This window comes from Oceanibaculum nanhaiense (assembly GCF_002148795.1).
Lineage (GTDB): Bacteria > Pseudomonadota > Alphaproteobacteria > Oceanibaculales > Oceanibaculaceae > Oceanibaculum > Oceanibaculum nanhaiense.
Genome location: NZ_MPOB01000004.1, coordinates 1 through 24,625 on the forward strand (window position 1 = coordinate 1; position 24,625 = coordinate 24,625).

Here is a 24,625-nt window from a genome sequence, read left to right on the forward strand (position 1 = left end):
ATTTGGTATATGCAATATCGCGCATCGTTCCCAATGTGATAGAAAAAATCATCGTTATTTTTAAGAAAATCTGGACTGTTAATTTTTATAACATTTATTAATGAATTTGGCATAGGAGAATTTTCTTCAATATAACTTTCTGCAACATCAATAAACTTCTTCTTTTCGATAATTTCTTTTCTTATTTCTGCGGAAATTCTTTCTAGATACAATAGAGCGTTGTGCTCTTTGTCATTTCGATCATTTTGATAGTTCTGTTGGGCAATGCGCGTGGCCGATGTCGCGGAAACGTATGCCAAGAAACCACCGCCAAGCGTCATGGCACCGGCAATCAGGGCGCCGACCAATGTCGCCCAGGTCGTTTCAGCCCAACCGCTTGGGTTGGCACTGGCAATCACATAGCCGCCAGCGATGACCAGCAGAGTCAGGGCGTGAAGAGTGGTGACAACGATGTTCCACATACTCCCCATGCTGCCTGCGGTACTGTGTTCCGGCAAGCCCCGATGGTGGCGGCATGAGCGGCACAATCGAAAGGCTGAAGGGCGACAGGGAAGGCGCGCAAGCAAGGAATAGGCGCATCCCCCATTTCCCCCTGCCGTGGCCTGTCGCCTTGCGCTAAGACTGTCGCATGAACAGCGCGATCCTCCTCGACCTTCTGGGCATTGCCCTTTTTGCCGCGACGGGGGCGCTGTCGGCCTCGCGCAAGCAGCTGGACATCATCGGCTTCCTGTTCCTGGCGACGATCACCGGCATTGGCGGTGGCACGGCGCGCGACCTGATCCTGGACGTGCCGGTGTTCTGGGTCGAGCAGCCGCTGCACATCCTGATCTGCGCGGTGACGGCGATTGGCCTGTTCTTCACCGCGCACCTGCTGGAATCGCGCTACCGCCTGCTGCTCTGGCTGGATGCCGTGGCGCTGGCCGCCTATGGCGTGTTCGGCGCCTATAAGGGGCTGCTGGTCACCGGCTCTCCCGTGGTTGCCGTGGTCATGGGCATGCTGACCGGCACGCTGGGCGGCATATTGCGCGACGTGCTGGCGGGCGAGCCCTCGGTGCTGATGCGCAAGGAGATCTATATCACCGCGGCGATGGCCGGCGGGCTCTGCTATGTCGGCGCCAGCCTTATCGGGCTGGCGCTGCCGCTGGCCGCCGGGGCCGGCTTCGCGGTGGCGCTGGGCATCCGCAGCGGCGCGCTGGCCTTCGGCTGGTCGCTGCCCTCCTACAAGGGGCGGCCGGGCCGCAATCCGGAAGATATTCCGTGAGGGGATTTCCGCTGCGCGCGCGCCTTGCCGGCCCTGTTGCGCTTCTGGGGGCGCTGGTGGCGGCGCTTACTGTCGCCGCTGTCTGGCAGTTCGCCCTGGCGCTGCGGGTGGTGGCGCCGTTCTCCGACATGTTCCGCGAATATCGCCGCTATGCCGACCGCGATCTGCTGCCCTACCTGATCTTCCCCGACAATGAACACCGCCCGGTGCTGCCGCGGCTGGTCTTCATCGCCGACCATCACCTTGCCGACTCGCTGGGCCTGATTACCCTGCCGGTGTCGCTGCTGTGCCTGCTGGCGGTGCCGGCTGTCATCTTCCTTGCGGTCCGGCGCGGGCTGGGCTGGAAGGCGGCGCTGCTCGCGGCCTCGGCGCTGGCGGCGGCCCTGTTCTGGCTCGGCCACCATCCCAACCTGATCTGGCCGAAGCAGCTGCACATGCATATGGCGCTGCTGCTGGCGGTGCTGGCGGCCTGGGCCGGCGCGCGGGAGCGCTGGGGCCTCGCGGCGCTGGCAGGACTCGCCGCCAGCTTCAGCTTCGGCTACGGGCTGGTGGTGTTTCCGATGCTGGTCATCGGCGTGCTGCTGGCGCGGGCGGGTTCCGGGCAGCGGATGCAGCCGCCCGGCATCGCACTGGCCATCGTGCTCGGCATCGGGGTGCTGACGGTGTTGCTCTATCTCGCAACCTTTCAGGCGGGGGGCGGGGCCGGCATCCAGCGGGGGCTTGGCGGGCCGGTCGGCATGGGCGGTATCGCCGCCTCGTTGCTCGATCCGCTGGCGGTCGCCCGCTATTTCCTGACGCTGAAGACCGTTCCGCTGGATTTCCTGCTGGGCAGCCTGGGGCTGAAATTACCGTCCCTTGTGCTGATGGTGCTGGCGGCGGCCGGTATCATCCTGTTCGCTGCCGGCACGCTGGCGGCATTACTGTTCCGCCGCCCGGTGCCGCCGGAGCAGCGGATGGCCCTGCTGCTGGGCTGGTTCTGCATCGGCACGGCGCTTATGACGGCGCTGGCCCGCGCCGGGCTGGACGAGCCGGGGCAGGCGGCCTCGGCGCGCTACCAGCAGGTCAGCCTGCTGTGGTGGTTCGCCCTCGCTTTGTGGGCAGCGCTGCGCTGGCCGGTGCTGCGGCCGGGCCTGGCCGCGCTGGCGCTGGCGGCCATTCTGATCTTCCCGCTGTCCAGCCGCGCCCTGCTGCCGGGCGTGGCCGCGGAATATCTCCAGCTGCGCCTGCCGGTCGCCGCCATCCTGTCCGGCGTGCCGGAGGAACGGACGCTGGCGCTGCTGCGCTCCAACCCGCGTGCCCGCGCCGAGGGGCTGGCGGTGGTGGCGCGGCGCGGCTGGGCGCTGCATGCGCTGCCGCAGGCGGGCTGGCCGGGGCGGCGACTGGACGATCTTGGCCTCAGCCGCGCGGACGGTGAATGCGTCAGCGCCAGCCTGGACGCGGTGCCGGCGGAGGGGCTTGCCGATGGCTGGGTGCTGCGCGGTGCCATTGCCGGCGGCGGCTGGCTGCACTGGATCGTGCTGGCCGATGGCGACGGGGTCATACACGGGCTGGGCGTGCCGCTGGGGCTGCAGAGGCCGGATGGCGTAGCCTGGCAGGGCTTCGTTCCGGGGGCGGCGCTGCCGGACGGCCTGACGGTCCATGCCGTGGAGCGCGGCTTGATCCGCGACCGGCTGCTGCCGCCCTGCCGCTAGAGGCTTTTAGCCCCCGTCACGCAGTAGGGTCACGCAGCGGGCTGCGGTCGATCTCCTCGGCGATCAGATAGTGCGGGCGCTGCTTCACCTCGATGAAGACGCGGCTGATATATTCGCCGAGGATGCCGATCGACAGCAGCTGGATGCCGGTGAAGAACATGATGGAGACGACGATGGTGGGGAAGCCCGGCACATCGGCGCCGAACACCAGCGTCTTCACGATGGTGTAGAGGGCGAACAGGAAGGCCATCAGCGAGATCACGAAGCCGATCCCGCCCCAGATCCGCAGCGGCACGTTGGAGAAGGAGGTGATGCCGGTCAGCGCCAGTTCCGCCAGCCGCAGGAAGCTGAAGGAGGAGCGGCCGATGCGGCGCGGCGCGATACGGACCGGAATGGCGAGGCTGCGGAAGCCGACCCAGCTGAACAGGCCCTTCATGAAACGGTTGCGCTCGGGCAGCTGGTTCAGCGCCGCCACCACCTTGCGGTCCATCAGCCGGAAATCCCGCGCGTCGGGCGGTACCTCTGTGCTGTTGCCCTGCGCCATCAGATAATAGAACAGCCGCACGCCGACACGCTTCAGCAACGTCTCGTCCTTGCGGCTGTCGCGCACGGCATAGATCATGTCATAGCCCGCATGCCAGTGCTCCAGCATCTGCGGAATCACCTCCATCGGCTCCTGCAGATCGGCATCGATGATGATGACGACATCGCCGCGTGCTTTCTGCAGGCCGGCGGTCATCGCCGCTTCCTTGCCGAAATTGCGCGAGAAGCGGACCAGCACGAGGCCCAGCGCCTCCGCCTCGGCGGCGACCGCGAACAGGCTGTCGTCGGTGCTGCCATCGTCCACCAGCACGATCTCGAACCGGCTGGTCTGCTTTTTCAGCAGGCCATGAAGCTGGCGCAGAAAGCCAAGGATGTCGGGCCCTTCATTATGCACCGGAACGATGCAGCTGATCGTGTAGTCGCTGGGGCGTGCGGTCATGTCCAGTCCGGCGGTAGGGGGACCCCTGGGGCGGACCCTGGGGCGGGACCTTGTCGTGCCTATCCTCTAGCAGATGGAAGAGGGCAGGCAAGCCAAACTGTTCGCTGCTAGACTGACTTCCAGGTAAGGGCAAAAAAGGAGGCGGCGGCGATGAGGCGTATTCTGGTGACGGGGTCGGGCAGCGGTATCGGGGCGGCCACGGCGCGGCAACTGGCCGGGCCGGGCACATCCATCGTGCTGCACGCGCTGAAGAATCGGGAGGGCTGCGAACGCGTCGCGGATGAGCTGCGGGCCAAGGGCGCCGAAACCCATATCGTTCTGGCGGACCTCACGCGGGCGGCGGAGGCCGACCGGCTGATCGATGAGGCTGTCTCCGCCCTGGGCGGGCTGGACGTGCTGGTGGCCAATGCCGGCTTTCCGGAGCTGAAGCGCTTCGGTGCGCTGGAACGGGCCGATCTCGACCGCTGCTACAGCGTTATTCTGGGCGGGCTGTTCCAGATGGCGAAGCGGGCGCTGCCGGCGCTGAAAGCATCGCAGGACGGGCGGGTGATCGCCATCAGCACGCTGAACGCCCATGTGTTCCGGCCGAATTATCCGCTCTGCCCGGCCTCGGCAGCGGCCAAGGCGGGGTCGGAGGCGCTGATCCGGGCGCTGGCGGTGGAGCTTGCGCCCTACAAGGTGACAGCCAATTGCGTGGCGCCGGGGCTGATCCTGAAGGATGCCGATACCGAGCAGTTCTACGATGATTCGGAGATGAAGCCGCTGCTGGCGCATATTCCGCTGGGCCGTCCCGGGGAGCCGGCGGAGGTGGCCGCGATGATCGGCTTCCTGTGCAGCCCGGCGGCATCCTACGTCACCGGACAGGTCATTCATGTGAATGGCGGCATTATCTGACGGTCATCGCGCGGGTATGGTGCGGCGCAAGAAACAGCCGGATTGCTGCGCCGGTCCGGCAATATCGCTGCGAAACGTCCGCCTTATCTCCATACCGGGTTGCCTGTCCAGACGTTAAGCGGTAAACCTGTCGTGCTGCATTGCAGCATCGTCTTTTCAAGCCTTGCCTAATGACGGTGTCCAGGCCGATGTGATCCGACCGACCCTTTCCGCACCCTTTTTGCCGCCGATGGTCCTGCTTACAAGCCGGTCTCTCGGCCCTGGTGGTGTAGCGGATACTGCAGGGTCGGCTTTCCGAAACACGGCCTGTTTTCATTCATTAATCGATTTTCGCCGATCCGTTTTACGCGCGTCGGCCTGCCTTCCGGAGACTCCCTTGACGCGATTTTCCCTTCCGCACGATTTTTTCGGACGGCTGCGCCATGAATGGCTCGGCAATATCCGCGGCGATGTACTCGCCGGCCTGGTGGTGGCGCTGGCGCTGATCCCCGAGGCCATCGCCTTCTCGATCATCGCCGGTGTCGATCCGAAGATCGGGCTCTACGCCTCCTTCTCGATTGCCGTCATCATCGCCATCGTCGGCGGCCGACCGGGCATGATCTCGGCAGCCACCGCCGCGACCGCCGTGCTGATGGTCACGCTGGTGAAGAATCACGGGCTGGAATATCTGCTGGCCGCCACCGTGCTGGCCGGGCTGATCCAGATACTGGCCGGCATCCTGCGACTGAACTACGTCATGCGCTTCGTTTCGCGCTCGGTGATGACCGGCTTCGTGAACGCGCTGGCGATCCTGATCTTCCTGGCGCAGCTGCCGGAGTTGATCGGCGTGCCCTGGCTGACCTATGTGATGGTCGCCGGCGGGCTGGCCATCATCTACCTGTTTCCGCGCCTGACCCGCATCGTGCCGTCGCCGCTGGTCTGCATCCTGGTGCTGACCGGCCTGTCCATCGGGCTGGGGCTGGAGGTGCGCACCGTGGGCGACATGGGCGAACTGCCCTCGACCCTGCCGATGTTCCTGATCCCCGATATCCCGCTGACGCTGGAGACGTTGTGGATCATCCTGCCCTATTCGGCGGCGGTGGCGGCGGTCGGCCTGCTGGAATCGCTGATGACTGCCTCCATCGTCGATGAGTTGACCGACACGCAAAGCGACAAGCGCCGCGAATGCATCGGCCAGGGCATCGCCAACACGGCGACCGGTTTCATCGGCGGCATGGCAGGCTGCGCCATGATTGGCCAGTCGATCATCAATGTGAAGTCGGGCGGCCGCGGGCGGCTGTCCTGCTTCTGCGCCGGTATCTTCCTGCTGTTCATGATCGTGGTGCTGGGCGAGTGGGTGAAGCAGATCCCGATGGCGGCGCTGGTCGCCATCATGATCATGGTGTCGATCGGCACCTTCTCCTGGGCCTCGATCCGCAATCTGAAGGACCATCCGCGCAGCTCCAGCATTGTCATGCTGGCCACCGTGGTGGTCGTGGTGGCGACGCATAACCTTGCCATCGGCGTGCTGGTCGGCGTGCTGCTGTCGGGCATCTTCTTCGCCTGGAAGATCGCGCAGATCTTCCGCGTCACCTCGACGCTGTCCGAGGATGGCGCGGCGCGCACCTATGTGGTGGAAGGCCAGGTCTTCTTTGCCTCGGTCGAGGATTTCTCCGCCTCCTTCGACTTCAAGGAGGCGCTGGAGAAAGTCACCATCGACCTCAGCCGCGCGCATATCTGGGACATATCCAGCGTGGCGGCGGTCGATACCGTCGTGCTTAAATTCCGCCGCGAAGGCGCCGAGGTCGAGCTGATCGGCCTCAACCAGGCCAGCGAGACCATCGTTGACAGGCTCGGCATCCACGATAAGCCCGGGGCGCTCGAACGCCTCATGGGGCATTGAGGAAGGAACGACCATGACCAAGCTGCTCGTGCTGATCGACGGTTCGACCTATTCGAAAAGCGTGTGCGACCATGCCGCCTGGGTGGCGGGGCGCACCAAGGCCTCGGTCGATCTGCTGCATGTGCTGGGCCGGCGCACAGTCTCGAACGTACCGGCGGACTTCAGCGGCAATCTGAACGCCGATGCGCGCGACACCCTATTGGAGGAACTCACCAGCCTCGACGAACAGCAGGCGAAGCTGGCGCAGAAGCGCGGCCGGCTGATCCTGGAGGAGGCCAAGGCGCAGCTCACCCAGGCCGGTGTCGCCGATGTCGCGACCAAGCTGCGCAATGGCGATCTGCTGGAAACCGTGCAGGAATTCGAGCCTGAGGCCGACCTGATCCTGATCGGCAAGCGCGGTGAGGCGGCGGATTTTGCCAGCCTGCATCTCGGCTCCAATCTGGAGCGCGTGGTGCGCGCCTCGCACAAGCCGGTGCTGGTCGCCTCGCGCGCCTTCAAGCCGGTGAGCAGCTTCCTCATCGCCTATGATGGTGGGCCGAGCGCCGAGAAGGCGGTGGATCATATCGCCGGGGGCCATCTTTTCCCTGGCCTGGCCTGCCGCCTGCTGATGACCGGCCAGCCGGACGCGGCCATGAAGGCGAAGCTGGAAGCGGCGGCGGCCAAGCTGCGCGCCGCCGGCTATGACGTCACTGCCGGCATCGAGGCCGGGCAGCCGGATGCCGTGATCGCCCGCATTGTCGAGCAGGAGGGCATCGGCCTGCTGGTGATGGGTGCCTATGGCCATTCCCGCATCCGCACCCTGATCATAGGCAGCACCACGACCGAGATGATCCGCTCCTGCCTCATCCCGGTCATGCTGTTCCGCTAATATATAGCCGTTATCCGCTCTCCGACATCATGCTAGCCTGTGATTGAAAGGGCGGCTGGACCCGTTTCCGCCGCGCTCTACTTCAATGGCGACGATGGCCGTCAGGCCATGATGACGCATGTCAGGGAGAGACCGAGATGAAAATCAGGGGCTTTAGTCTGCCTGCCGCAGCGGTTGCTGTGACGCTGGGCTTCGCTGTCGCGGGTGCGGCCCAGGCCGCCACGGTGAAGATCACGCCGCTGGGTAGCCATGAGGGCGAATTCTGCAGCTTCGACCGGGCGATGGTCTTCGAGGACCCGGACGGCACGCGCATCCTCTACGATGCCGGGCGCACGGTTGCCGGTGTGGATGATCCACGCCTCGGCAAGATCGATGCCGTGCTGGTCAGCCACATGCATGGCGACCATGTCGGCGACCGCCATATTCCGGCGGTCGGGGCCGGTGCCTGTGGCCGGCCGGACATCGCCACCGTGGCGCTGCCCGACACGCTGTCGGTGAAGATCGCCGCCGCCAAGGGGGCAAGGATCGTGACCGGCAGCGAGATGCCGTCCTTCTTTGCCGCCAAGCTGAAGGAAGTTGGCGGCGACCCGCAGAAATCCGAGCTGGTGCGCTTCGGCGCCTCGCGTAAGGTCGGCGGCGTTACCGTCACCACCGTGCCGGCGGCACACTCCAACGGCATCGCGCCCGGCATGATCGGCGGCCCGTTCGCCGAGATGCTCTCCAAGGCCGGGCTCACCGCCTATGCCGGCCCGCCGACCGGCTATGTGCTGACCTTCAGCAATGGCCTCGTCGCCTACCTGTCCGGTGATACCGGCGTGACTGCCGAGCAGCAGGTGGTGGTCGGCGACCAGTACAAGGCGAAGCTTGTGGTCATGAATATCGGAGATACCTTCACCACCGGCCCGACCGAGGCCGCCTATGTGGTGAACGAGCTGATCAAGCCGGCGGCGGTGATTCCGTCGCATGCCAACCAGCCCTCTACCGAGGGCGGCAAGCTGATCGCCGGTAGCCGCACCGACATCTTCGCCAAGGCGGTGACGGCACCGGTGCATCTGCCGCTGTCCGGCCGCACCATGGTGTTCGATGGCGCGGCGAAGTGCGTCTCGGGCTGCTGATCGCTCTCTGATATCAAACGGAAACGGGCGCTCCGGTAAGGAGCGCCCGTTTTGCTTTGTGTACGGGTGGACGGTCAGGAGCCGACCACGCCGCCATCCTCGCGGAAAATCACCAGCGTCGCCGAGCGCGGGATGGCGCTGCCGCCATCCGGCCAGTGGCTGACCAGCTTGCCGGCCGCCCAGTCCTTGGGCGCGGTGGTGGCGCCCGGATGCTGCACATTCACGAAGATGGTGCGGCCGTCCGGCGTGCCGGTGATGCCGGTGATCTCCTGCCCGATGGGGCCGGTGAGGAAGCGGCGCATCTCGCCAGTTGCGGGGTCGGCGCACAGCATCTGGTTATTGCCCATGACCGCCATGTCGCCCTTGTTCTGGGCGCTCTCGCCGATATCGGTCTGGATCCACAGCCGGGCCTCGGAATCGAACCACAGCCCGTCCGGGCAGGCGAAGATGTTGTCGGCGGTCAGCTTCTGGCCGTTCGGACCGCGCCCGGCCTGCTCGTCGCCGCCCAGCACGAAGATATCCCACTGGAAGCTGGTGGCGGCATGGTCGCCCCTGGCCTCAGTCCAGCGGATGATGTGGCCATACTGGCTCTTGGCGCGCGGGTTGGCGGGATCGACCTGATCCTCGGTGCGGCGGCTGTTGTTGGTCAGGGTGAAATAGACCGCCCCGGTGCGCGGATCGACCGCCCCCCATTCCGGCCGGTCCATCTTGGTCGCCCCGGCCTTGTCGGCGGCGAGGCGGGTGTTCACCAGGATATCGGCCAGATCGGCGAAGCCGTTCTCCGGCGTCAGCCCGTTCTGGCCCGGCGCCAGCGCCAGCCAGTCGCCGCTGCCATCGGCGTTGAAGCGCGCCACGTAGAGCGTGCCCGCGTCGAGCAGCGCGCCGCTGGCCGTGGTCGGGTCATAGGGCCGGGCCGAGACGAATTTATAGATATATTCGAAGCGCGCATCGTCGCCGGCATAGGCGACAACTGGCTTGCCTGCGACTGCCGGGGCGAACACCACGCCCTCATGCGCGAAACGGCCGAGATGGGTGCGCTTTACCGGTGCCTTGCCGGGATCGAAGGGGTCGATCTCGACAACCCAGCCGAAGCCGTTCGGCTCGTTGCGGTAATCCTCAGCCGCGCTGTCGCCGGTGCTGCTGGCGTCGAAGCGCACATACGCATCGGCACCGCCCTCGGCCAGCTCCCAGCCATAGCGCGACATGCCGCCGGCCCGCACGCCATAGCGGGCCTGCTCGCGCGGCAGGTTCGGCTTCTGGTCCTGCTGGTCGCCATTGCGGAAATAGCCGGCCCAGTTCTCCTCGGCCGCCAGATAGGTGTTCCAGGGTGTTACGCCATGGGCGCAATTGTTCAGCGTGCCGCGCGTGCGGGTGCCGTCCGGGCTGTATTTGGTGACAAGATGGGCCGTGCCGCGCACCGGGCCGGAAATCTCCATCGGCGTCAGTGCGGTGACCCGGCGGTTGTGCGGATCGGATACCACCGCCCAGGCGCCATCGGTGCCGCGCTTCACGCGCACCACGGAGATGCCGTGCCCGTTCATCTCCTTCAGCACCTCGTCATCCGCGCGCTTGCCGTTCTCCAGCAGCACCTCGCTCGATTTCAGCTCCTTGCCGGCATAGCGCGCGCTGTGCAGGAAGCGCGGCTCGACATATTCATGGTTCATGACCAGCAACCCGTCGGTCGCGCTGCCGTCGATGGGGAAGAAATGCATGCCGTCATGGTGCATGCCCATCTGCTGCGCCTGGTCAGCGCCGCTGTTGGACGGGGCGAAGGCCGGCATGGCGCCGGAGATCGGCGTGCCCCAGGGCGCCAGCACCTGCACCTTGTAGCCCTTCGGCACCACCACCGTATCGGCGCTGCTGACCGGTACCGACTGGAAGCCGACCAGCCCGCCGGAAGCGGCCTGCGCGGTCGCGACACGGGCGACGGTATTGAGAGCGGTACCGGCGAACAGCGCGCCAACGGCGGTGGCGAGGCCGCCAACCAGCACGTCGCGGCGTTTCAGCCGGCTTTCCAGCACATCATGGAAGGTCTCGTTGGCCGACAGATTGCAGCGCGGCTCGTCGCCGGGCTGATAGTCGGGGGATTGGGTGTGATCCGGGTAATCCTGTTCATAGGCGCTCATCGGCTTGCTCCGCAGCTAGGAGGGAAAAGCTGCATGGCGGGCCGGTTCGCCGGCACGCTCTGCTTGCAGCTCTCCTTCTATCGCCGGGGCGTTACAGTTGATTGTCAGCAATGGTGACGGAATGGTGTCAGTCGCGGACGCTTCCGTGGAAGCGGCAAAGCCTCTAGGCTGACGTCAGGGGAGCGCTTCGAAAGGGGGGCGCCCTGAAGGAAACCTGGCCGGGGGCTCAATGGCCCATGACAAGCGCAATCAGCGGGTGACGGGTCACGGTACCGGCAACGGCGCCTTTCGCATTGCCGACCGGATGCCTGACGGGATCGATTCCCTGCTGCAGGGCATCCTCGACTATTTCCTGGCCCATCTCCGGGAAAGCGACGCGGTCATCCGCAAGGCGCAGATCGATCCGCTGGCCTTTCACAAGGCGCTGCCGAAGGTCTGGATCTATGAGCGGATCGCGAAGCATGATTTCGTCTGCCGCCTGGCCGGCGACGATGTCCGCAGCATGTATGCCCGTCCGATTGTCGGCTGCTCCCTCTTGGACCTGATCCGCGTGCAGCATGCGCCGGACGTGATGGCGCATCACGAAGCGATCCTGGCCACGCCGGGCGTCGGCTATATGACGGGCCGCGTCTATCTGCAGAGCCTGGAGCGGTATGGCATCGGCGAACGGCTGCTGCTGCCGGCACTGGACGAGGAGGGTCGTCCCAGCTTTATCTGGGGCGCCACCAGCTATAACATCGCGGAAATGGATGACAGATCGGATGTCACGGGGCCAAACCGCCTGCTGATACCGCTCACCGCCTTCTCTGCCGAGTCTTGCTGACAGGAAAATCCCATGCCGATCCGCACCCGCCTGACCGAGCGCCTCGATCTGCGCCATCCCATCATGCTGGCGCCGATGGCGCTGGTCTCCGGCGGGGCGCTGGCATCCGCCGTCACCGGGGCCGGCGGGCTTGGCATGATCGGCGGCGGTTATGGCGACGAGGCGTGGCTTCGGCGTGAACTGGCGGCGGCCGGTAACCAGCGCGTCGGCTGCGGCTTCATCACCTGGTCGCTGGCGCAGCAACCGCATCTGCTGGATCTGGCGCTGGAGCACAGGCCGGCGGCGGTCATGCTGTCCTTCGGCGATCCGGCCCCCTTCGCGCCGAAGGTGAAGGCTGCGGGGATCCCGCTGATCTGCCAGGTGCAGACCCTTGCCCATGCACGCGAAGCGCTGGCGGCGGGCGCCGATATTCTGGTGGCGCAGGGTACGGAGGCGGGCGGCCATGGGGCGACGCGCGGGACCATTGCGCTGGCTCCGGCAGTGGTCGATCTGGTGAGCCGGAACGCACCGGAGACGCTGGTGCTGGCGGCGGGCGGTATTGCCGACGGGCGCGGGCTGGCGGCGGCGCTGGCGCTGGGTGCGGATGGGGTGCTGGTCGGCACGCGCTTCTACGCGGCTGCCGAATCGCTGGCGCCGGACGCGGTGAAGCGTCGGATCACCGATATCGGCGGCGACGATACGCTGCGCACCAGCGTGTTCGACATCGTGCGGGAGAAGGATTGGCCGAAGCCCTTCACCATCCGCGGCGCGCGTAATGCGCTGACGGCGGAATGGCAGGGGCGCGAGGCCGAACTGGCTGCCGAGGGCAAGGGGGCGGTGGACCGCTACAACCAGGCTGTCTCGGCGCTGGATCTGGAAATCATGGGGGTGTTCGCCGGAGAGGGGGCCGATCTGATTGCCGATGTGGCGCCGGCCGCCACTCTCCTGGAACGTATGGCGGGCGAAGCCGAGGCGGCGCTAACCCGCGCCGCCTCTCTGATCGGCTAGGGTCAGTTGATCGTCGGGACACTGCCGCCCAGCACGCCAAACAGGCGCAGCAGCCAGATCACGACCAGAATCACCACGACGATGTTCAGGATCGATTTGATCTTGTGATCCATCGGGATGTAGCGGTTGATCGCCCACAGTACGACGCCGACGATAACAAGAGTAAGAATCAAGGAAATAACCGACATTTCTGCCCTCCTGGCCCTGCGGGTATAGTCGTTCCCGAATCAGGGCCGAAAATTATTTCGAACAGCCCAGGAAACCGGCCAGGAAAACGGCGCGATCTCTTGGTTCGTCCTGGAGTAACGCAGAAGGACGCGTTTGGTTCTCTTGTCGGTTGAAAAAAAGCGGTGCTCTATTCCGCGGCGTCGGTCTTGCCGTGCGGCTGCGCCCAGCGGTCCAGCGCATGATCGTCGCTCTCGCGGGCATCGACCCACTGCGCGCTGTCGCCGGTTTCCTCCAGCTTCCAGAAAGGGGCCTTGGTCTTCAGATAATCCATCAGGAACATGGCGGACTCGAAGGCCGCCTGCCGGTGCGCCGAGGCGGTGACCACCAGCACGATGCGGTCGCCCGGTTCCAGCCGGCCATAGCGGTGGATGATCAGGCTGGCCTGCAGCGGCCAGCGTTCCTGTGCCTCGGCCTCGATCTTGGCCAGCGCCTTTTCGGTCATGCCGGGATAATGCTCCAGCGTCATCGCACCGATGCTGGCATTGCCAGCCATGTCGCGCACGAGGCCGACGAAGCTGGCCACGCCGCCGATGGCACGGTTGCCGTCGGTCAGCGCCGCAATCTCCGCGCTGATGTCGAAATCCTCGCGCTGCACCCGGATCATGGCCTATCCCCCCGTCACCGGCGGGAAGATCGCCACCTCGTCGTCCGGCTTAAGCGGATGGTCGGGGCGGACATATTCCTGATTCACCGCGACCTTCACCACGCGGGCATCCTTCAGCGCCTCGGCATAGCCGGGGCCGCGCGCCTTCAGCCAGTCCAGCAGCCCGGCCACGTCGGTGACCTCGGCGGGGGGCGAGACCTCTTCCTCGGCGGTACCGATCTTCTGGCGCACCCAGGCGAAATAGAGCAGCTTCACAGTCCGACCTCGCTGAACGGCAGATAGGGAACCACGGAACCGGCCGCGATCCGCGTCGCCTCCTCGGGCAGTTCGACCAGCCCGTCGGCGGCGACCATGGAGGATAGCACACCGGCCCCGTCCTGTTCGAATCGATGGGCGACGAGCTGGCCGTCGCCGCGCCGCTCCAGCCGCACGCGGACATATTCGCGGCGGTCCTGCTTCTTCTTGTAGTCGAAGCCCGCCAGCACGGGAAACAGCCGGGGCTCGCTCTCCTCCGCGCCCGACAGGCGCTCGATGATCGGCCGGGCGACGCGCAGGAAGGTGACCATGACCGCGACCGGATTGCCCGGCAGGCCGATGAAGGCGGTGCCTTTCACCTGGCCCAGCGCCACCGGGCGGCCCGGCTTGATCGCCAGCCGCCAGAAATAGAGCGAGCCCAGCGCCTCCACGGCGGCTTTCACGTGATCCTCCTCGCCGCCGGACACACCGCCCGAGGTGATCAGCAGATCATGCGCGCCGGCGGCCCGGTCCAGCGCCTGGGTGATCGCCTGCCGGTCGTCGGGCAGGATGCCGAGATCGGTGACGGCGCAGCCCATGCCGTCCAGCAAGGCCGCCAGGGTGAAGCGGTTGGAATCGTAGATGCCGCCGGCGGGCAGCGGAGCGGGCGGGTCGCGCACCTCGTCGCCGGTGGAGAAGATCGCCACGCGCAGCGGCACGTGTACCGGCAATTCGGTCAGCCCTTGCGCGGCGGCCAGGCCGATATCCTGCGGCCGCAGCTTCTGGCCCTGGCGCAGGAGGCTGTCGCCCTGCCGCACATCCTCGCCGGCCGCGCGCCGGTTGGCGCCGCGCTTGATGCCGGCGGGGATGACCACATGCCCATCCTCCTCCCGGCAATCCTCCTGCATCATCACCGTGTCGGGGCCGCTGTTGCCTTCGCCGGAGGGCATCGGCGCGCCGGTGAAGATGCGGATGGCGGTGCCGCGCCGGGCCGGACCATCCAGCGTGTGGCCGGCGGCGACGCGCCCGGCCAGCGGCAGCCGGACCTCGCCCTCGGCGGGCAGATCGTCGAAATAGACGGCATAGCCATCGACGGCGGAATTATCGTGCGGCGGCACGTTCAGCCGCGCCGTCAGCGGTTCTGCGAGGCAGCGCCCCAGCGCGGCGCGTAGCGGCACACTCTCCATCGCCGTCAGCGGCGCTAGCCGGCCGCGCAGTTCGGCAAGCGCCTCCGCGACCGGAATCAGCCGGCCGCCAAAAGCGAAGCAATCGTCGGTAAGCTGTGCCATGGGAAGATACTGGTCAGCGTTGCGACAGACCGCAATGGGTCAAAATGAACCGGACGATAGCGTCCGGATCGCTGATCGGCAGCACCGGCACTTTTGCATCCTCCAGTACCGCGTCGCTGGCGATGGCGACAACCTTCGGATCGTCGCGGTAGAGCGGCGGTTTGCCGACCGAGGGGCGATAGACTTCCAGCTTGTCATGGCCTTCATGCTTGAAGCCCTCGACCAGCAGCAGATCGACCGGCGTCATGTTGCGGGTAAGGTCGGTCAGCGTCGGTTCCGGCGCGCCGCGATGCTCGTGCATCAGCGCCCAGCGCGCGGCGGAGCTGATCATCACCTCAGTCGCGCCGGCCTCGCGGTGCTGGTAGGAATCCTTGCCGGGCTGGTCCACATCGAAGGCGTGATGCGCGTGCTTCACCGTGGAAACCGTGATGCCGGTGCGCACCAGCAGCGGAATCAGGCTGGTCAGCAGGGTGGTCTTGCCGCTGCCGCTCCAGCCGGCGACGCCGAAAATCTTCATTGCGGGTCTGTCTGTCTGCGGAACATCATTCGGCGGGTGGCGACGATTGCGCCGGCTTCAGCGGTTGCTGTGCCGGCGTCTGGCGCGCATCTTCCGCCCGCATGTGGCGGATGCCGGCGCGCAGATAGTCATAGCCGGTGATCAGCGTCAGCCCGGCGGCGCCCCACAGCAGCACCTCGCCAATCACCGTGATCGGCAGGGTCAGCTTCAGCAGCGGGTTCAGCACCCCGTTCCCGGCATCGCCGACAATCAGCACGGCGATGGCGACCATCTGCAGGCCGGTCTTCCATTTGGCGAGCCAGGTGACCGGCAGGCTGATTGCGGTGCCGGCGAGGAATTCGCGCAGACCGGAAACCAGGATTTCCCGGCACAATATGACCAGCACGGCCAGCACGCTCAGCTCGCTGACCCGTTCCGCATGCACCAGCATCAGCAGGGCTGCGGCGACGAACAGCTTGTCGGCGATGGGGTCTAGGAACCGGCCGAAGGCGGAAATCTGCCCCATGGTGCGCGCGAAATAGCCATCGAAATAATCGGTGACGGCGGCCAGCACGAACAGGCCGCAGGCCAGCCAGCGATACAGCGGCGCGTCGAAAAACAGCAAGGCCACGAGACCTGGAATCGCGAGGATTCGCGACAGGGTCAACAGGTTCGGCAGGCTGGTCAGCATGGGTGCCCCGATTCTCTTCGCTTCGGGAGGCGTTTCAGGACTTTACCCTTCCTCATGGAAATGGGCATAGATTTTTTTCGCCGTTGCCCGGCTTATTCCCTCCACCGCCTCCAGATCGGCGAGGCCGGCACGCTCGACCGCGCGGGCGGAACCGAAATGCATCAGCAGCGCCTTCTTGCGCTTGCCGCCGATGCCGGGGATATCGTCCAGGCTGGAGCGGTGCAGTGCCTTTGCCCGTTTGGCGCGGTGCGTCTCGATGGCGAAACGGTGCGCCTCGTCGCGCAGCCGCTGCAGGAAATACAGCACCGGGTCGCGCAGTTCCATGCTGAAGGGTTCGCGGCCCGGCATGAAGAAGCGCTCGCGCCCCGCATTGCGGTCCGGTCCCTTGGCGATGGCGACCAGCGGCACATCGTCGATGCCGAGTTCCGCCAGCACCTCGACGGCGATGCCAAGCTGGCCCAGCCCGCCATCGATCAGCACCAGATCGGGCCAGGCACTGGTCTCGCGGTCCGGGTCTTCCTTCAGCGCACGGGCGAAGCGGCGGGTCAGCACCTCGCGCATCATGCCGTAATCGTCGCCGGCCACCTCGGTCGCGCGGATGTTGAACTTGCGGTAGGCGTTCTTCATCAGCCCGTCTGGCCCGGCGACGATCATCGCGCCGATGGCGCTGGTGCCCTGGACATGGGAATTGTCATACACCTCCACCCGCTCCAGCGGCCCGTCCAGCCCGAAGGCAGCAGCCACCCCGTCCAGCAGCTTGCGCTGCGAGCTGCTTTCGGCCAGCCGCCGGCCCAGCGCCTCGCGCGCATTATTGACCGCCTGATCGATCACCTTGCGCTTGGCGCCGCGCTGCGGCACCACCAGCTCGACCCGGTGGCCGGCGCTGAGCGCCAGCGCCTCGGCCAGCAGCTCCTGCTCATCCGGCGCATGGCTCAGCAGGATCGCGCGCGGCGGCTCCTTATTGTCGTAGAACTGGCCGATAAAGGAGGCGAGCACCGCCGGCAGCTCCAGATTCTTCTCATGGCTGGGGAAATAGGCGCGGTTGCCGTAGTTCCGCCCGCCGCGGAAGAAGAACACCTGGATGCAGGTGCTGCCGCCTTCCTGATGCGCGGCGATCACATCGGCATCCTCCAGCCCGGCCACATTCACATCCTGATGCGCATGGATGTGCGACAGACCGCGAATACGGTCGCGGAACAGGGCGGCGGCCTCGAAATCCAGCGCCTCGCTGGCCTGCTGCATGCGCCGGGCGAGCATTTCCTGGATCTGCCGGCTCTTGCCGCTGAAGAAGTCGCGCGCCTCGCGCACCTGCTCCGCATATTGCTCCTTCGTCACATAGCCGACGCAGGGCGCGGTGCAGCGCTTGATCTGATATTGCAGGCAGGGCCGGGTGCGGCTGGCGAACATGCTGTCGGTGCAGTTGCGCAGCAGGAAGGCGCGCTGCAAGGCGGTCAGCGTCAGTTTCACGGCGCCGGCGGAGGCGAAGGGGCCGAAATAGTCGCCGGCCCCGGTGCGTGCGCCGCGATGCTTCAGGATCTGCGGGAAATCATGGTCACCGCTGATCCGGATATAGGGGAAGGATTTGTCGTCGCGCAGCAGCACATTGTAGCGCGGCATGAAGCGCTTGATGTAATTGCTCTCGAGCAGCAGTGCCTCGACCTCGGTGTGGGTGACCACCACCTCCAGCGTCACCGTCTCGGCCACCATGCGCTGCAGCCGGTAGGGCAGGCGTTCCGGCTGGGTATAGGCGACGACGCGCTTCTTCAGGCTGCGCGCCTTGCCGACATAAAGCGCGTCGCCGCGCTTATCCAGCATGCGATAGACGCCGGGCGCATTCGGCAGGGTGCGCAGCTTTGCCTTCAGCACGGCGACGCCGCGTTCCAGCGACACGGTGGGCGCGGGTGTTGCTGCGTCCGGTTCGTGCGGGGGCTCGCGGCCCGGCGCCGGTTTGAAAGGATGAGTGTCGCGTGCTGCCTTGGCCATGTGTCGAACTTATTACCCTTGTCGGGCATTTCTGTGTAGGGGGCCTGTGTAGGGCCTGTATGGCGGCCAGCTCTTGGTTAACGTTGGAACTCTTCCGGCTATCCACGATTCCTGTGGATAACTTTGTGTGCAACCGAAATGACGTGGTGCGCCAGCAACGGGCTTCCTAGGCTTTGCCGTTATTGCCCAAAAAATAGGCAAACAATTAATTCGTTGATTTTATTACGTGTTTTTATGTCAATCCGAGAAAATAGGGACTCTGGAGTTTTTCCCGTTGACAGTCACGGGCGTTCCTCGTCCATGGTTTTTGCTGTGCACAACTTTCATCTAATGCGGTCTATCCGAAACCGGAATAGCGTCATTTTTGAAGCGCTTACAGCGTCATATTAACGCCCTATTTAACCATTCCTTCATATTCGGCATCCGGGCTGCGGCTGCGGCAGTCCGGCATCACTCGCCAGGAAAGATACTGGTCAGGAAAGATGCTGGCCGCCATCCAGCGCGATCATCTGTCCGGTCATCGACCGCGCCGACAGGATGAAGCCGATGGCCCGGCAGATTTCCGAAAGATCGGTCTGCCGTTGCAGGGGCACGCTGGCCACTTCCGCCGCGAATGCCGCTTCCGTCTGGTGGATGCTGCGCAGCACCGGGCCGGGGCCGATGGCATTCACGCGGATGCGCGGCGCCAGCGCCAGCGCCAGGGTGCGCGTCAGGGTCCACAGGCCGGATTTGCTCAGCGTATAGGACAGGAAGTCCGGCCCGGGATGCAGCACGCGCTGGTCGATGATGTTGATGACAACACCCTCGGCGTCGGCCGGTAGTGCGGCCGCGAAATCCTGTATCAGCAGCGCCGGCGCGCGCAGATTGGCCTCCATATGGCGGTCCCAGCCCGCCCGGTCCATGCAGGATATATCGTCCTGTTCGAAGATCGAGGCGTTGTTGACCAGCAGGCCGACCGGTCCCAGCGCGGCGGCGGCGGCCGGCAGCAGGGCGGAGACCTCGGCTTCCTTCGTCAGCTCGGCGCGCAGCACGACAACCCGCCGGCCGAGTGCCACGATCTCCTGTGCCAGACTGTCGGCCTCGTCCCGGGAATTATTGGCATGCACCGCCACATCCCAGCCCTGGCGGGCGAGGTCGAGCGCGATGGCGCGCCCGATGCGGCGGGCGGCACCCGTCACGAGCGCCACCCGGGGAAGGGGGCGGGGTAAGGTGTCGGGCAGGGAGGTGTCGCTGTCGGCCATGCGCAGCAAGCTACGTGGACCGCCGGCAAGGTCAAGCTGCTTGATGGGCGGCTTCGGATGGAGTGCTTCGACGGATGCTGACAGCCGGGGCCGCTTGGTCTTACTGTTGGGCCTTACTGTTGGCGCACCATCTTTGCCAGGACGGGACCGAGCCATTGGACGATATCGCGAAGCTGCTCTGGAATCCCGACGCGATGCATGGCACGGGAACGGCCGATGTTCTCGTCTTCCTGATCGCCGCCGTGATGTTCGCGCCGCTGTTCCGGCGGCTCAGATTCAGCCAGGTGCTGGGATATCTTGCCGCCGGCGCGTTGATCGGCCCGTTCGGGCTTGGCCTTGTCGCCGATGTCGAGGGCACGCGGCATCTGGCGGAATTCGGCGTCGTCTTCCTGCTGTTCGCCATCGGTCTGGAACTCAGCTTCGAGCGTCTGCGGATCATGCGGCGCCTGGTGTTCGGCCTGGGCACGGCGCAGGTGCTGGTGACCGGCATCGCGTTGGCCGGCATTGCCGTTGCCGTCGGATTGGACCTGCCGGCCGCCATCGTCATTGGCGGCACGCTGGCGCTGTCCTCCACCGCCTTCGTGGTGCAGCTGCTGCAGGAACGCGGCGAGTTCGCCACGCATCACGGCCGCGCCGCCTTCGCCACACTGCTGTTCCAGGATCTGGCGGTGGTGCCGCTGCTGGTCATCGTGCCGCTGCTGAACGCGCCGTCGGAGGGGGCGATCGCGTTCAGCCTCGTCATCGCCGTGCTGAAGGCGATCGTCGCCCTGGTGGTCATCGTGCTGATCGGCCGGCTGCTGCTGCGCCCGCTCTACCGGCTGATGGCGTCGGTCGGCTCGCGCGAGATTTTCACCGCGCTTACCCTGCTTGTCGTGCTGGGCATCGGCTCGGCGACACAGATGGCGGGCCTGTCGATGGCGCTGGGCGCCTTCCTCGCCGGTCTGCTGATTTCGGAATCGGAATTCCGCCATCAGGTCGAGGCGGATATCGAGCCGTTCCGTGCCATCCTGCTCGGCCTGTTCTTCATGACCGTCGGCATGTCGGTCAATCTTGGACTGGCGTTCGATCATTTCGATACGGTGCTGCTGCTGATCGGCGGGCTGATCGCGGTGAAGATGCTGGTTCTGTTCGGCCTGTCGATGTTGTTCCGGCAGGGCGTTCTGGCCTCGCTGCGCATCGCGGCGCTGCTGTGCCAGGGCGGCGAGTTCGCCTTCGTCATCTTCGGTGTGGCGATCGGGGCCGGCGTGCTGGACACGCTGACCGTGCAGGTACTGTTCCTTGTCGTCTCTGTCAGCATGGCGCTGACACCCGTGGTCATGCTGATCGTGGACCGGCTGACCCGGCGCATGGATAACAGCCATCTGGAGGAGCTCGGGCCGGACGAGTGCGGCACGCTGGAGAATCACGTCATCATCGCCGGTTATGGCCGCTTCGGGCGGATCATCGCGCGGCTGCTGGAGGCGCAGGGCGTCACCGTGGTGATGCTCGACATGGACGCCGCCAATGTGGCGGAGAACCGCGCCAATGGCCGCCCGGTCTATTATGGCGATGCCGCCCGGCCCGATATCCTGAGGCTGGTCGGGGCGGAGAAGGCCACCGGCATCGTGCTGACCCTTGACCGCCACAAGCATCTGACCGGGCTGGTAGGCCAGATCCGCGAGGACTTCCCCAACCTGACCATCTTCGCGCGCTCGCCTGACGCACAGACGACACGCGAGCTGGAGGCGGCGGGCGCCTATGTCGCCGTGCCGGAGCTGCTGGAGGCCAGCCTGCAGCTGGGCGCGGAAGTGCTGGCGAAGATCGGCGTGCCGGAAACCGAGATCGAATCGCTGGTCGATGCCTTCCGCCATGTCGATAGCGGCCGCCGGCGCACGGCCCGGTCCGATGCCCAGTCCGATGCCGGCGAGGCACTGGAGCCGGAATCCGAACGGCCTGTCGATCCTGTCGTCGCGGCCTGCGAGGCGCTGGACCGGGTGGATGAGTTGCGGCTGGTGGAACCGCCCGCCGATGATGAGAAGCGCGCCGTCGCCTGATGGCCATCGCCTGATGCCCGATGCCCGCTTTATGAACGAACAGCGGCTGGCCTACATCCTGCTGGCCATCGCCCCGGCCCTGTTCGCCAGCAACATGCTGACGGCGCGGCTGGTGCATGATCTGGTGCCGCCGGTGGGCCTCGCCTTCTGGCGCTGGGCGGTGACCTTCCTGCTGCTGCTGCCGCTGGTCGGGCCGCAGCTCTGGCGGCAGCGGCGCGACGCGCTGGCGGAATGGAAGGATTTGCTGGTGCTGGGCGCGCTCGGCATGGGGGTGTGCGGCGCCTTCGTCTATATCGGCGCGCAGACCACGCCAGCCAGCAATATCGGCCTGATCTACAGCGCCTCGCCGATCCTGATCGTGCTGATCGCCGGGCTGTTCTATGGCGAGCGGGTGACGCCGCGGCAGGGCGGCGGCATCGTGCTGTCGCTGGCCGGTGTGCTGGCGATCATCGCCAAGGGCGACCCGGCGGTCCTGATCGGCCTGTCCTTCACCATCGGTGATCTGTGGATCGCGGCGGCGATGGCCGGCTGGGCGCTCTATGCCATCCTGTTGAAATACCGGCCGAGCCGGCTGGGCCTGATGACCCGCTTTGCCGCCATCATACTGGGCGGGCTGATCGTCATCCTGCCCTTCTATCTGTGGGAGAGCCTGTCGGGCCAGCCGATGCCGATGAGCCGCGAGGGCGTGCTGGCGGTACTGTTCCTGGCCTGCTTCGCCTCCTTCGGCGCCTATCAGGCCTATGCGAAGATCCAGAACGTACTGGGCGCCGGCCGCACCGGGCTGCTGATGTATCTGGTGCCGCTCTATACCAGCGGGCTTGGCTATCTTCTGCTGGACGAGCCGGTACGCGGCTACCATCTGCTGGGGGCGGCGCTGATTCTGCCCGGCCTTTATCTGGCCACGGTAAGGCGGCAATAAGGGCCGGCACTATTCACCGGACGAGGAAAGCAGGTTCGACGATGGCTGACAGTTCGATCTTCTCCCGGATTGGCGACTGGATCGCCCGGCGCCGTGCGCCGCTGGTGCCGGTGGTCCGGCTGGCCGGCGTGATCGGGCAGGTCGGGCCGTTCCGCACCGGCCTGACGCTGACCGGCCTTGCCCCGGTGCTGGAGCGCGCCTTTTCCATGCGCCATGCCAGGGCGGTGGCGCTGGTGGTGAATTCGCCCGGCGGCTCGCCCGTGCAGTCGGCGCTGATCCACAAGCGCATCCGCGACCTGGCGACGGAGAAGAAGCTGCCGGTGCTGGTGTTCGTGGAGGATGTGGCGGCCTCGGGCGGCTACTGGCTGGCCTGCGCCGGCGACGAAATCTTCGCCGACGAGAACTCGATCCTGGGCTCCATCGGTGTGATCACGGCGGGCTTCGGCTTTCCGGACCTGCTGGAGAAGATCGGCGTCGAGCGCCGGGTCTATACGGCGGGCAAGTCGAAATCCATGCTCGATCCGTTCAAGCCGGAGAATCCGGAGGATGTCGCCCGGCTGCGCGCGATCCAGGAGGAAATGCACGCCAGTTTCCGCGCGCTGGTGGAAAGCCGGCGCGGCGAACGGCTGCATCCCGGCGAGACTGAATTGTTCGATGGCAGCTTCTGGACCGGCCGCACGGCGGTTTCCCTTGGCCTTGCCGATGGCCTGGGCGATCTTCGGGGCTTGTTGCGCGCCCGTTTCGGCGACAAGGTGAGGCTGCGCCCGGTCGGCATGCGCCGGCCGCTGCTGTCCTTCCGGGCCGGCGGGGCGGCGCGCGCCGGGGGCTGGGCCGCGGCACTGCCGGAAGCGGCCATGGGTGCGGCGGAGGAACGGGCGCTGTGGGCGCGTTACGGCTTATAAGGAAGATGGGGCAGGGATGTTCGGTTTGAGTTTCAGCAAGCTTCTGGTTCTGGCGGCGGTGATCGCCGGGGTGATCTTCTTCTTCAAGATGGTGACCAAGCTGGAAAAGGCGCGCCGCGACGTCGCCCGGGGCGAGATGCGGAGCGAGGCCAGGAAGGCGGCGCCGCGCAAGGAAGATGGCGGCCTCGGCGGCATGTTCCGGCGCGCTAGGGGAGACAAACAGGCGGCCGCCACCGAGGATACCCACGAGATGCGGGCCTGCCCGACCTGCGGCACCTATGTGCCGGCCAGGGGTGCCCGCGATTGCGGCCGGGAGCTGTGCCCCTACGGGACGTAAAAGACGGGCCGTAAAAACAGCGGTGTTTCCCCGCATGACCGTTTCTTGACCCTGCCGGGTGAGGTCGCTATGTTGCGGCGCACCGAAAAACCGGTTCCATCCTAGCGCGAGAGAAGCAATGTCCGCCGGTAGGCCAGCCGCCGCCACCAGCTTCCAGTCAATTATCCTGACGCTCCAGCAATACTGGGCCGCACAGGGCTGCGTGATCCTGCAGCCTTACGATCTGGAGGTGGGTGCAGGCACCTTCCATCCGGCGACGACGCTGCGCGCGCTGGGGCCCGATCATCACTGGAACTGTGCCTATGTGCAGCCGTCGCGCCGTCCGACCGATGGCCGCTATGGCAACAACCCGAACCGGTTGCAGCATTATTACCAGTTCCAGGTGCTGATGAAGCCCTCGCCGGACAATATCCAGGAGCTGTATCTGGGCAGTCTGGCGGCCATCGGCATCCATGCCCACGAACACGATATCCGCTTCGTCGAGGATGATTGGGAAAGCCCGACGCTGGGCGCCTGGGGACTTGGCTGGGAAGTCTGGTGCGACGGCATGGAGGTGACGCAGTTCACCTATTTCCAGCAGGTTGGTGGCATTGAGTGCAAGCCGGTGCCGGTCGAGCTGACCTACGGGCTGGAACGCCTCATCATGTACGTCCAGGACGTCGAGAACGTCTATGATCTGGACTATGACGGCGTGCCCAAGGACAAGGGCGGCAAGACCTATGGCGATGTCTTCCTGCAGTCCGAGCGGGAATTCAGCGCCTTCAATTTCGAACATGCCGATACCGACACCCTGTTCCAGCATTTCAAGGATGCCGAGACGGAATGCCAGCATCTGCTGGGTCTGGCGCAGCCGCTGGCGCTGCCGGCCTATGACAAGTGCATGAAGGCCAGCCATCTGTTCAACCTGCTGGATGCGCGCGGCGTCATCAGCGTGCAGGAACGCGCCTCCTATATCGGCCGGGTGCGCGCGCTGGCGAAGGGCTGCTGCGAGGCGTGGGTGGCTTCTCATGGGGTTGCCTCCCATAAGGTTGAGGCGTAA

At 65.7% G+C, this 24,625-nt stretch carries 24 protein-coding genes; 13 read left to right on the forward strand and 11 right to left on the reverse strand.

Annotated features, from left to right (window positions below; genetic code table 11):
• A partial coding sequence (locus BKM74_RS18505; protein WP_140056042.1) for a hypothetical protein occupies positions 1-461 on the reverse strand: 461 nt, incomplete at its 3' end.
• A gap of 167 nt (positions 462-628) precedes the next feature.
• On the opposite strand from BKM74_RS18505, the gene BKM74_RS07465 reads away from it, so the two are divergent.
• Both BKM74_RS07465 and BKM74_RS07470 read left to right on the forward strand, forming a co-directional pair.
• Positions 629-1,261, forward strand: a complete 633-nt coding sequence (locus tag BKM74_RS07465; protein WP_086465086.1) for a trimeric intracellular cation channel family protein — start codon at positions 629-631, stop codon at positions 1,259-1,261.
• Positions 1,258-2,952 (forward strand): hypothetical protein, encoded by a 1,695-nt coding sequence (locus BKM74_RS07470; protein ID WP_086465087.1) that lies wholly within the window; start codon positions 1,258-1,260, stop codon positions 2,950-2,952. Before BKM74_RS07465 ends, BKM74_RS07470 begins: the two co-directional genes overlap by 4 nt.
• A 16-nt stretch (positions 2,953-2,968) precedes the next feature.
• Here BKM74_RS07470 and BKM74_RS07475 read toward each other — a convergent pair whose 3' ends face one another.
• Positions 2,969-3,934 carry a glycosyltransferase family 2 protein gene (locus tag BKM74_RS07475; protein ID WP_086465088.1) on the reverse strand — a complete coding sequence of 322 codons (966 nt, stop codon included), beginning with the start codon at positions 3,932-3,934 and terminating at the stop codon, positions 2,969-2,971.
• 150 nt (positions 3,935-4,084) lie between these two features.
• Between BKM74_RS07475 and BKM74_RS07480 the strand changes: the two genes are divergently transcribed.
• The 4 genes from BKM74_RS07480 (at position 4,085) to BKM74_RS07495 (ending at position 8,693) form a co-directional block, all read left to right on the forward strand.
• Positions 4,085-4,828, forward strand: a complete 744-nt coding sequence (locus tag BKM74_RS07480) for an SDR family NAD(P)-dependent oxidoreductase (protein WP_086465089.1) — start codon at positions 4,085-4,087, stop codon at positions 4,826-4,828.
• A gap of 376 nt (positions 4,829-5,204) precedes the next feature.
• A complete protein-coding gene (locus BKM74_RS07485; RefSeq protein WP_086465090.1) occupies positions 5,205-6,710 on the forward strand; it encodes a SulP family inorganic anion transporter in 1,506 nt (501 codons plus the stop codon).
• A gap of 13 nt (positions 6,711-6,723) precedes the next feature.
• Positions 6,724-7,578: a universal stress protein gene (locus BKM74_RS07490; protein ID WP_086465091.1), complete on the forward strand. Its 855-nt coding sequence runs from the start codon at positions 6,724-6,726 to the stop codon at positions 7,576-7,578.
• A 137-nt stretch (positions 7,579-7,715) separates the two neighbouring features.
• Positions 7,716-8,693, forward strand: a complete 978-nt coding sequence (locus tag BKM74_RS07495; RefSeq protein ID WP_245825861.1) for an MBL fold metallo-hydrolase — start codon at positions 7,716-7,718, stop codon at positions 8,691-8,693.
• 74 nt (positions 8,694-8,767) lie between these two features.
• On the opposite strand, the gene BKM74_RS07500 is transcribed toward BKM74_RS07495, so the two are convergent.
• Positions 8,768-10,819 carry a PhoX family protein gene (locus tag BKM74_RS07500; protein WP_086465092.1) on the reverse strand — a complete coding sequence of 684 codons (2,052 nt, stop codon included), beginning with the start codon at positions 10,817-10,819 and terminating at the stop codon, positions 8,768-8,770.
• A 229-nt stretch (positions 10,820-11,048) separates the two neighbouring features.
• On the opposite strand from BKM74_RS07500, the gene BKM74_RS07505 reads away from it, so the two are divergent.
• Both BKM74_RS07505 and BKM74_RS07510 read left to right on the forward strand, forming a co-directional pair.
• A complete protein-coding gene (locus tag BKM74_RS07505) occupies positions 11,049-11,642 on the forward strand; it encodes a PAS domain-containing protein (protein WP_086465093.1) in 594 nt (197 codons plus the stop codon).
• Between the two features lie 12 nt (positions 11,643-11,654).
• On the forward strand, positions 11,655-12,629 hold the full coding sequence (locus tag BKM74_RS07510) for an NAD(P)H-dependent flavin oxidoreductase (protein WP_086465094.1): 975 nt from the start codon (positions 11,655-11,657) through the stop codon (positions 12,627-12,629).
• 2 nt (positions 12,630-12,631) lie between these two features.
• On the opposite strand, the gene BKM74_RS07515 is transcribed toward BKM74_RS07510, so the two are convergent.
• From BKM74_RS07515 to BKM74_RS07550, 8 genes are all read right to left on the reverse strand, one after another.
• Positions 12,632-12,817 carry a Thivi_2564 family membrane protein gene (locus BKM74_RS07515; RefSeq protein ID WP_086465095.1) on the reverse strand — a complete coding sequence of 62 codons (186 nt, stop codon included), beginning with the start codon at positions 12,815-12,817 and terminating at the stop codon, positions 12,632-12,634.
• A gap of 167 nt (positions 12,818-12,984) precedes the next feature.
• Positions 12,985-13,461 (reverse strand): molybdenum cofactor biosynthesis protein MoaE, encoded by a 477-nt coding sequence (locus tag BKM74_RS07520; protein WP_086465096.1) that lies wholly within the window; start codon positions 13,459-13,461, stop codon positions 12,985-12,987.
• Between the two features lie 3 nt (positions 13,462-13,464).
• Positions 13,465-13,716: a molybdopterin converting factor subunit 1 gene (moaD, locus tag BKM74_RS07525; RefSeq protein WP_086465097.1), complete on the reverse strand. Its 252-nt coding sequence runs from the start codon at positions 13,714-13,716 to the stop codon at positions 13,465-13,467.
• On the reverse strand, positions 13,713-14,984 hold the full coding sequence (locus tag BKM74_RS07530) for a molybdopterin molybdotransferase MoeA (RefSeq protein WP_086465098.1): 1,272 nt from the start codon (positions 14,982-14,984) through the stop codon (positions 13,713-13,715). Before BKM74_RS07530 ends, moaD begins: the two co-directional genes overlap by 4 nt.
• Before the next feature lie 13 nt (positions 14,985-14,997).
• A complete protein-coding gene (mobB, locus tag BKM74_RS07535) occupies positions 14,998-15,501 on the reverse strand; it encodes a molybdopterin-guanine dinucleotide biosynthesis protein B (RefSeq protein WP_086465099.1) in 504 nt (167 codons plus the stop codon).
• Between the two features lie 25 nt (positions 15,502-15,526).
• Positions 15,527-16,171: a CDP-diacylglycerol--glycerol-3-phosphate 3-phosphatidyltransferase gene (gene pgsA / locus BKM74_RS07540; protein WP_086465100.1), complete on the reverse strand. Its 645-nt coding sequence runs from the start codon at positions 16,169-16,171 to the stop codon at positions 15,527-15,529.
• Between the two features lie 42 nt (positions 16,172-16,213).
• On the reverse strand, positions 16,214-18,154 hold the full coding sequence (gene uvrC, locus BKM74_RS07545) for an excinuclease ABC subunit UvrC (RefSeq protein ID WP_086465101.1): 1,941 nt from the start codon (positions 18,152-18,154) through the stop codon (positions 16,214-16,216).
• A gap of 473 nt (positions 18,155-18,627) precedes the next feature.
• The gene (locus BKM74_RS07550) at positions 18,628-19,395 is read right to left on the reverse strand and encodes an SDR family oxidoreductase (RefSeq protein WP_086465491.1); all 768 of its coding nucleotides are present in this window, start codon (positions 19,393-19,395) and stop codon (positions 18,628-18,630) included.
• A 155-nt stretch (positions 19,396-19,550) separates the two neighbouring features.
• Between BKM74_RS07550 and BKM74_RS07555 the strand changes: the two genes are divergently transcribed.
• The 5 genes from BKM74_RS07555 to BKM74_RS07575 all read left to right on the forward strand — a co-directional run bounded on the left by BKM74_RS07555 (position 19,551) and on the right by BKM74_RS07575 (position 24,625).
• Positions 19,551-21,428, forward strand: coding sequence for a monovalent cation:proton antiporter-2 (CPA2) family protein (locus tag BKM74_RS07555; protein ID WP_176342444.1), 1,878 nt, complete (start codon positions 19,551-19,553; stop codon positions 21,426-21,428).
• Positions 21,429-21,441: 13 nt separating this feature from the next.
• Positions 21,442-22,347 carry a DMT family transporter gene (locus BKM74_RS07560; RefSeq protein ID WP_245825862.1) on the forward strand — a complete coding sequence of 302 codons (906 nt, stop codon included), beginning with the start codon at positions 21,442-21,444 and terminating at the stop codon, positions 22,345-22,347.
• A 41-nt stretch (positions 22,348-22,388) separates the two neighbouring features.
• Positions 22,389-23,249, forward strand: a complete 861-nt coding sequence (locus BKM74_RS07565) for a S49 family peptidase (RefSeq protein ID WP_086465103.1) — start codon at positions 22,389-22,391, stop codon at positions 23,247-23,249.
• A 25-nt stretch (positions 23,250-23,274) separates the two neighbouring features.
• Complete coding sequence (locus tag BKM74_RS07570) at positions 23,275-23,586, forward strand: hypothetical protein (RefSeq protein WP_140056043.1); 312 nt, start codon at positions 23,275-23,277, stop codon at positions 23,584-23,586.
• Positions 23,587-23,704: 118 nt separating this feature from the next.
• Positions 23,705-24,625 carry a glycine--tRNA ligase subunit alpha gene (locus tag BKM74_RS07575; protein WP_086465105.1) on the forward strand — a complete coding sequence of 307 codons (921 nt, stop codon included), beginning with the start codon at positions 23,705-23,707 and terminating at the stop codon, positions 24,623-24,625.

Bases quoted from the DNA above. Each gene is read 5' to 3' on its own strand.
- BKM74_RS07490 (WP_086465091.1), top strand. From the start codon at position 6,724: ATGACCAAGCTGCTCGTGCTGATCGACGGTTCGACCTATTCGAAAAGC.
- BKM74_RS07475 (WP_086465088.1), bottom strand. From the start codon at position 3,934: ATGACCGCACGCCCCAGCGACTACACGATCAGCTGCATCGTTCCGGTG.
- BKM74_RS07465 (WP_086465086.1), top strand. From the start codon at position 629: ATGAACAGCGCGATCCTCCTCGACCTTCTGGGCATTGCCCTTTTTGCC.
- BKM74_RS07565 (WP_086465103.1), top strand. From the start codon at position 22,389: ATGGCTGACAGTTCGATCTTCTCCCGGATTGGCGACTGGATCGCCCGG.
- BKM74_RS07505 (WP_086465093.1), top strand. From the start codon at position 11,049: ATGGCCCATGACAAGCGCAATCAGCGGGTGACGGGTCACGGTACCGGC.
- BKM74_RS07575 (WP_086465105.1), top strand. From the start codon at position 23,705: ATGTCCGCCGGTAGGCCAGCCGCCGCCACCAGCTTCCAGTCAATTATC.
- BKM74_RS07560 (WP_245825862.1), top strand. From the start codon at position 21,442: ATGCCCGATGCCCGCTTTATGAACGAACAGCGGCTGGCCTACATCCTG.
- BKM74_RS07515 (WP_086465095.1), bottom strand. From the start codon at position 12,817: ATGTCGGTTATTTCCTTGATTCTTACTCTTGTTATCGTCGGCGTCGTA.
- BKM74_RS07500 (WP_086465092.1), bottom strand. From the start codon at position 10,819: ATGAGCGCCTATGAACAGGATTACCCGGATCACACCCAATCCCCCGAC.
- BKM74_RS07530 (WP_086465098.1), bottom strand. From the start codon at position 14,984: ATGGCACAGCTTACCGACGATTGCTTCGCTTTTGGCGGCCGGCTGATT.
- BKM74_RS07480 (WP_086465089.1), top strand. From the start codon at position 4,085: ATGAGGCGTATTCTGGTGACGGGGTCGGGCAGCGGTATCGGGGCGGCC.
- BKM74_RS07510 (WP_086465094.1), top strand. From the start codon at position 11,655: ATGCCGATCCGCACCCGCCTGACCGAGCGCCTCGATCTGCGCCATCCC.
- pgsA (WP_086465100.1), bottom strand. From the start codon at position 16,171: ATGCTGACCAGCCTGCCGAACCTGTTGACCCTGTCGCGAATCCTCGCG.
- uvrC (WP_086465101.1), bottom strand. From the start codon at position 18,154: ATGGCCAAGGCAGCACGCGACACTCATCCTTTCAAACCGGCGCCGGGC.
- mobB (WP_086465099.1), bottom strand. From the start codon at position 15,501: ATGAAGATTTTCGGCGTCGCCGGCTGGAGCGGCAGCGGCAAGACCACC.
- BKM74_RS07550 (WP_086465491.1), bottom strand. From the start codon at position 19,395: ATGGCCGACAGCGACACCTCCCTGCCCGACACCTTACCCCGCCCCCTT.
- BKM74_RS07520 (WP_086465096.1), bottom strand. From the start codon at position 13,461: ATGATCCGGGTGCAGCGCGAGGATTTCGACATCAGCGCGGAGATTGCG.
- BKM74_RS07495 (WP_245825861.1), top strand. From the start codon at position 7,716: ATGAAAATCAGGGGCTTTAGTCTGCCTGCCGCAGCGGTTGCTGTGACG.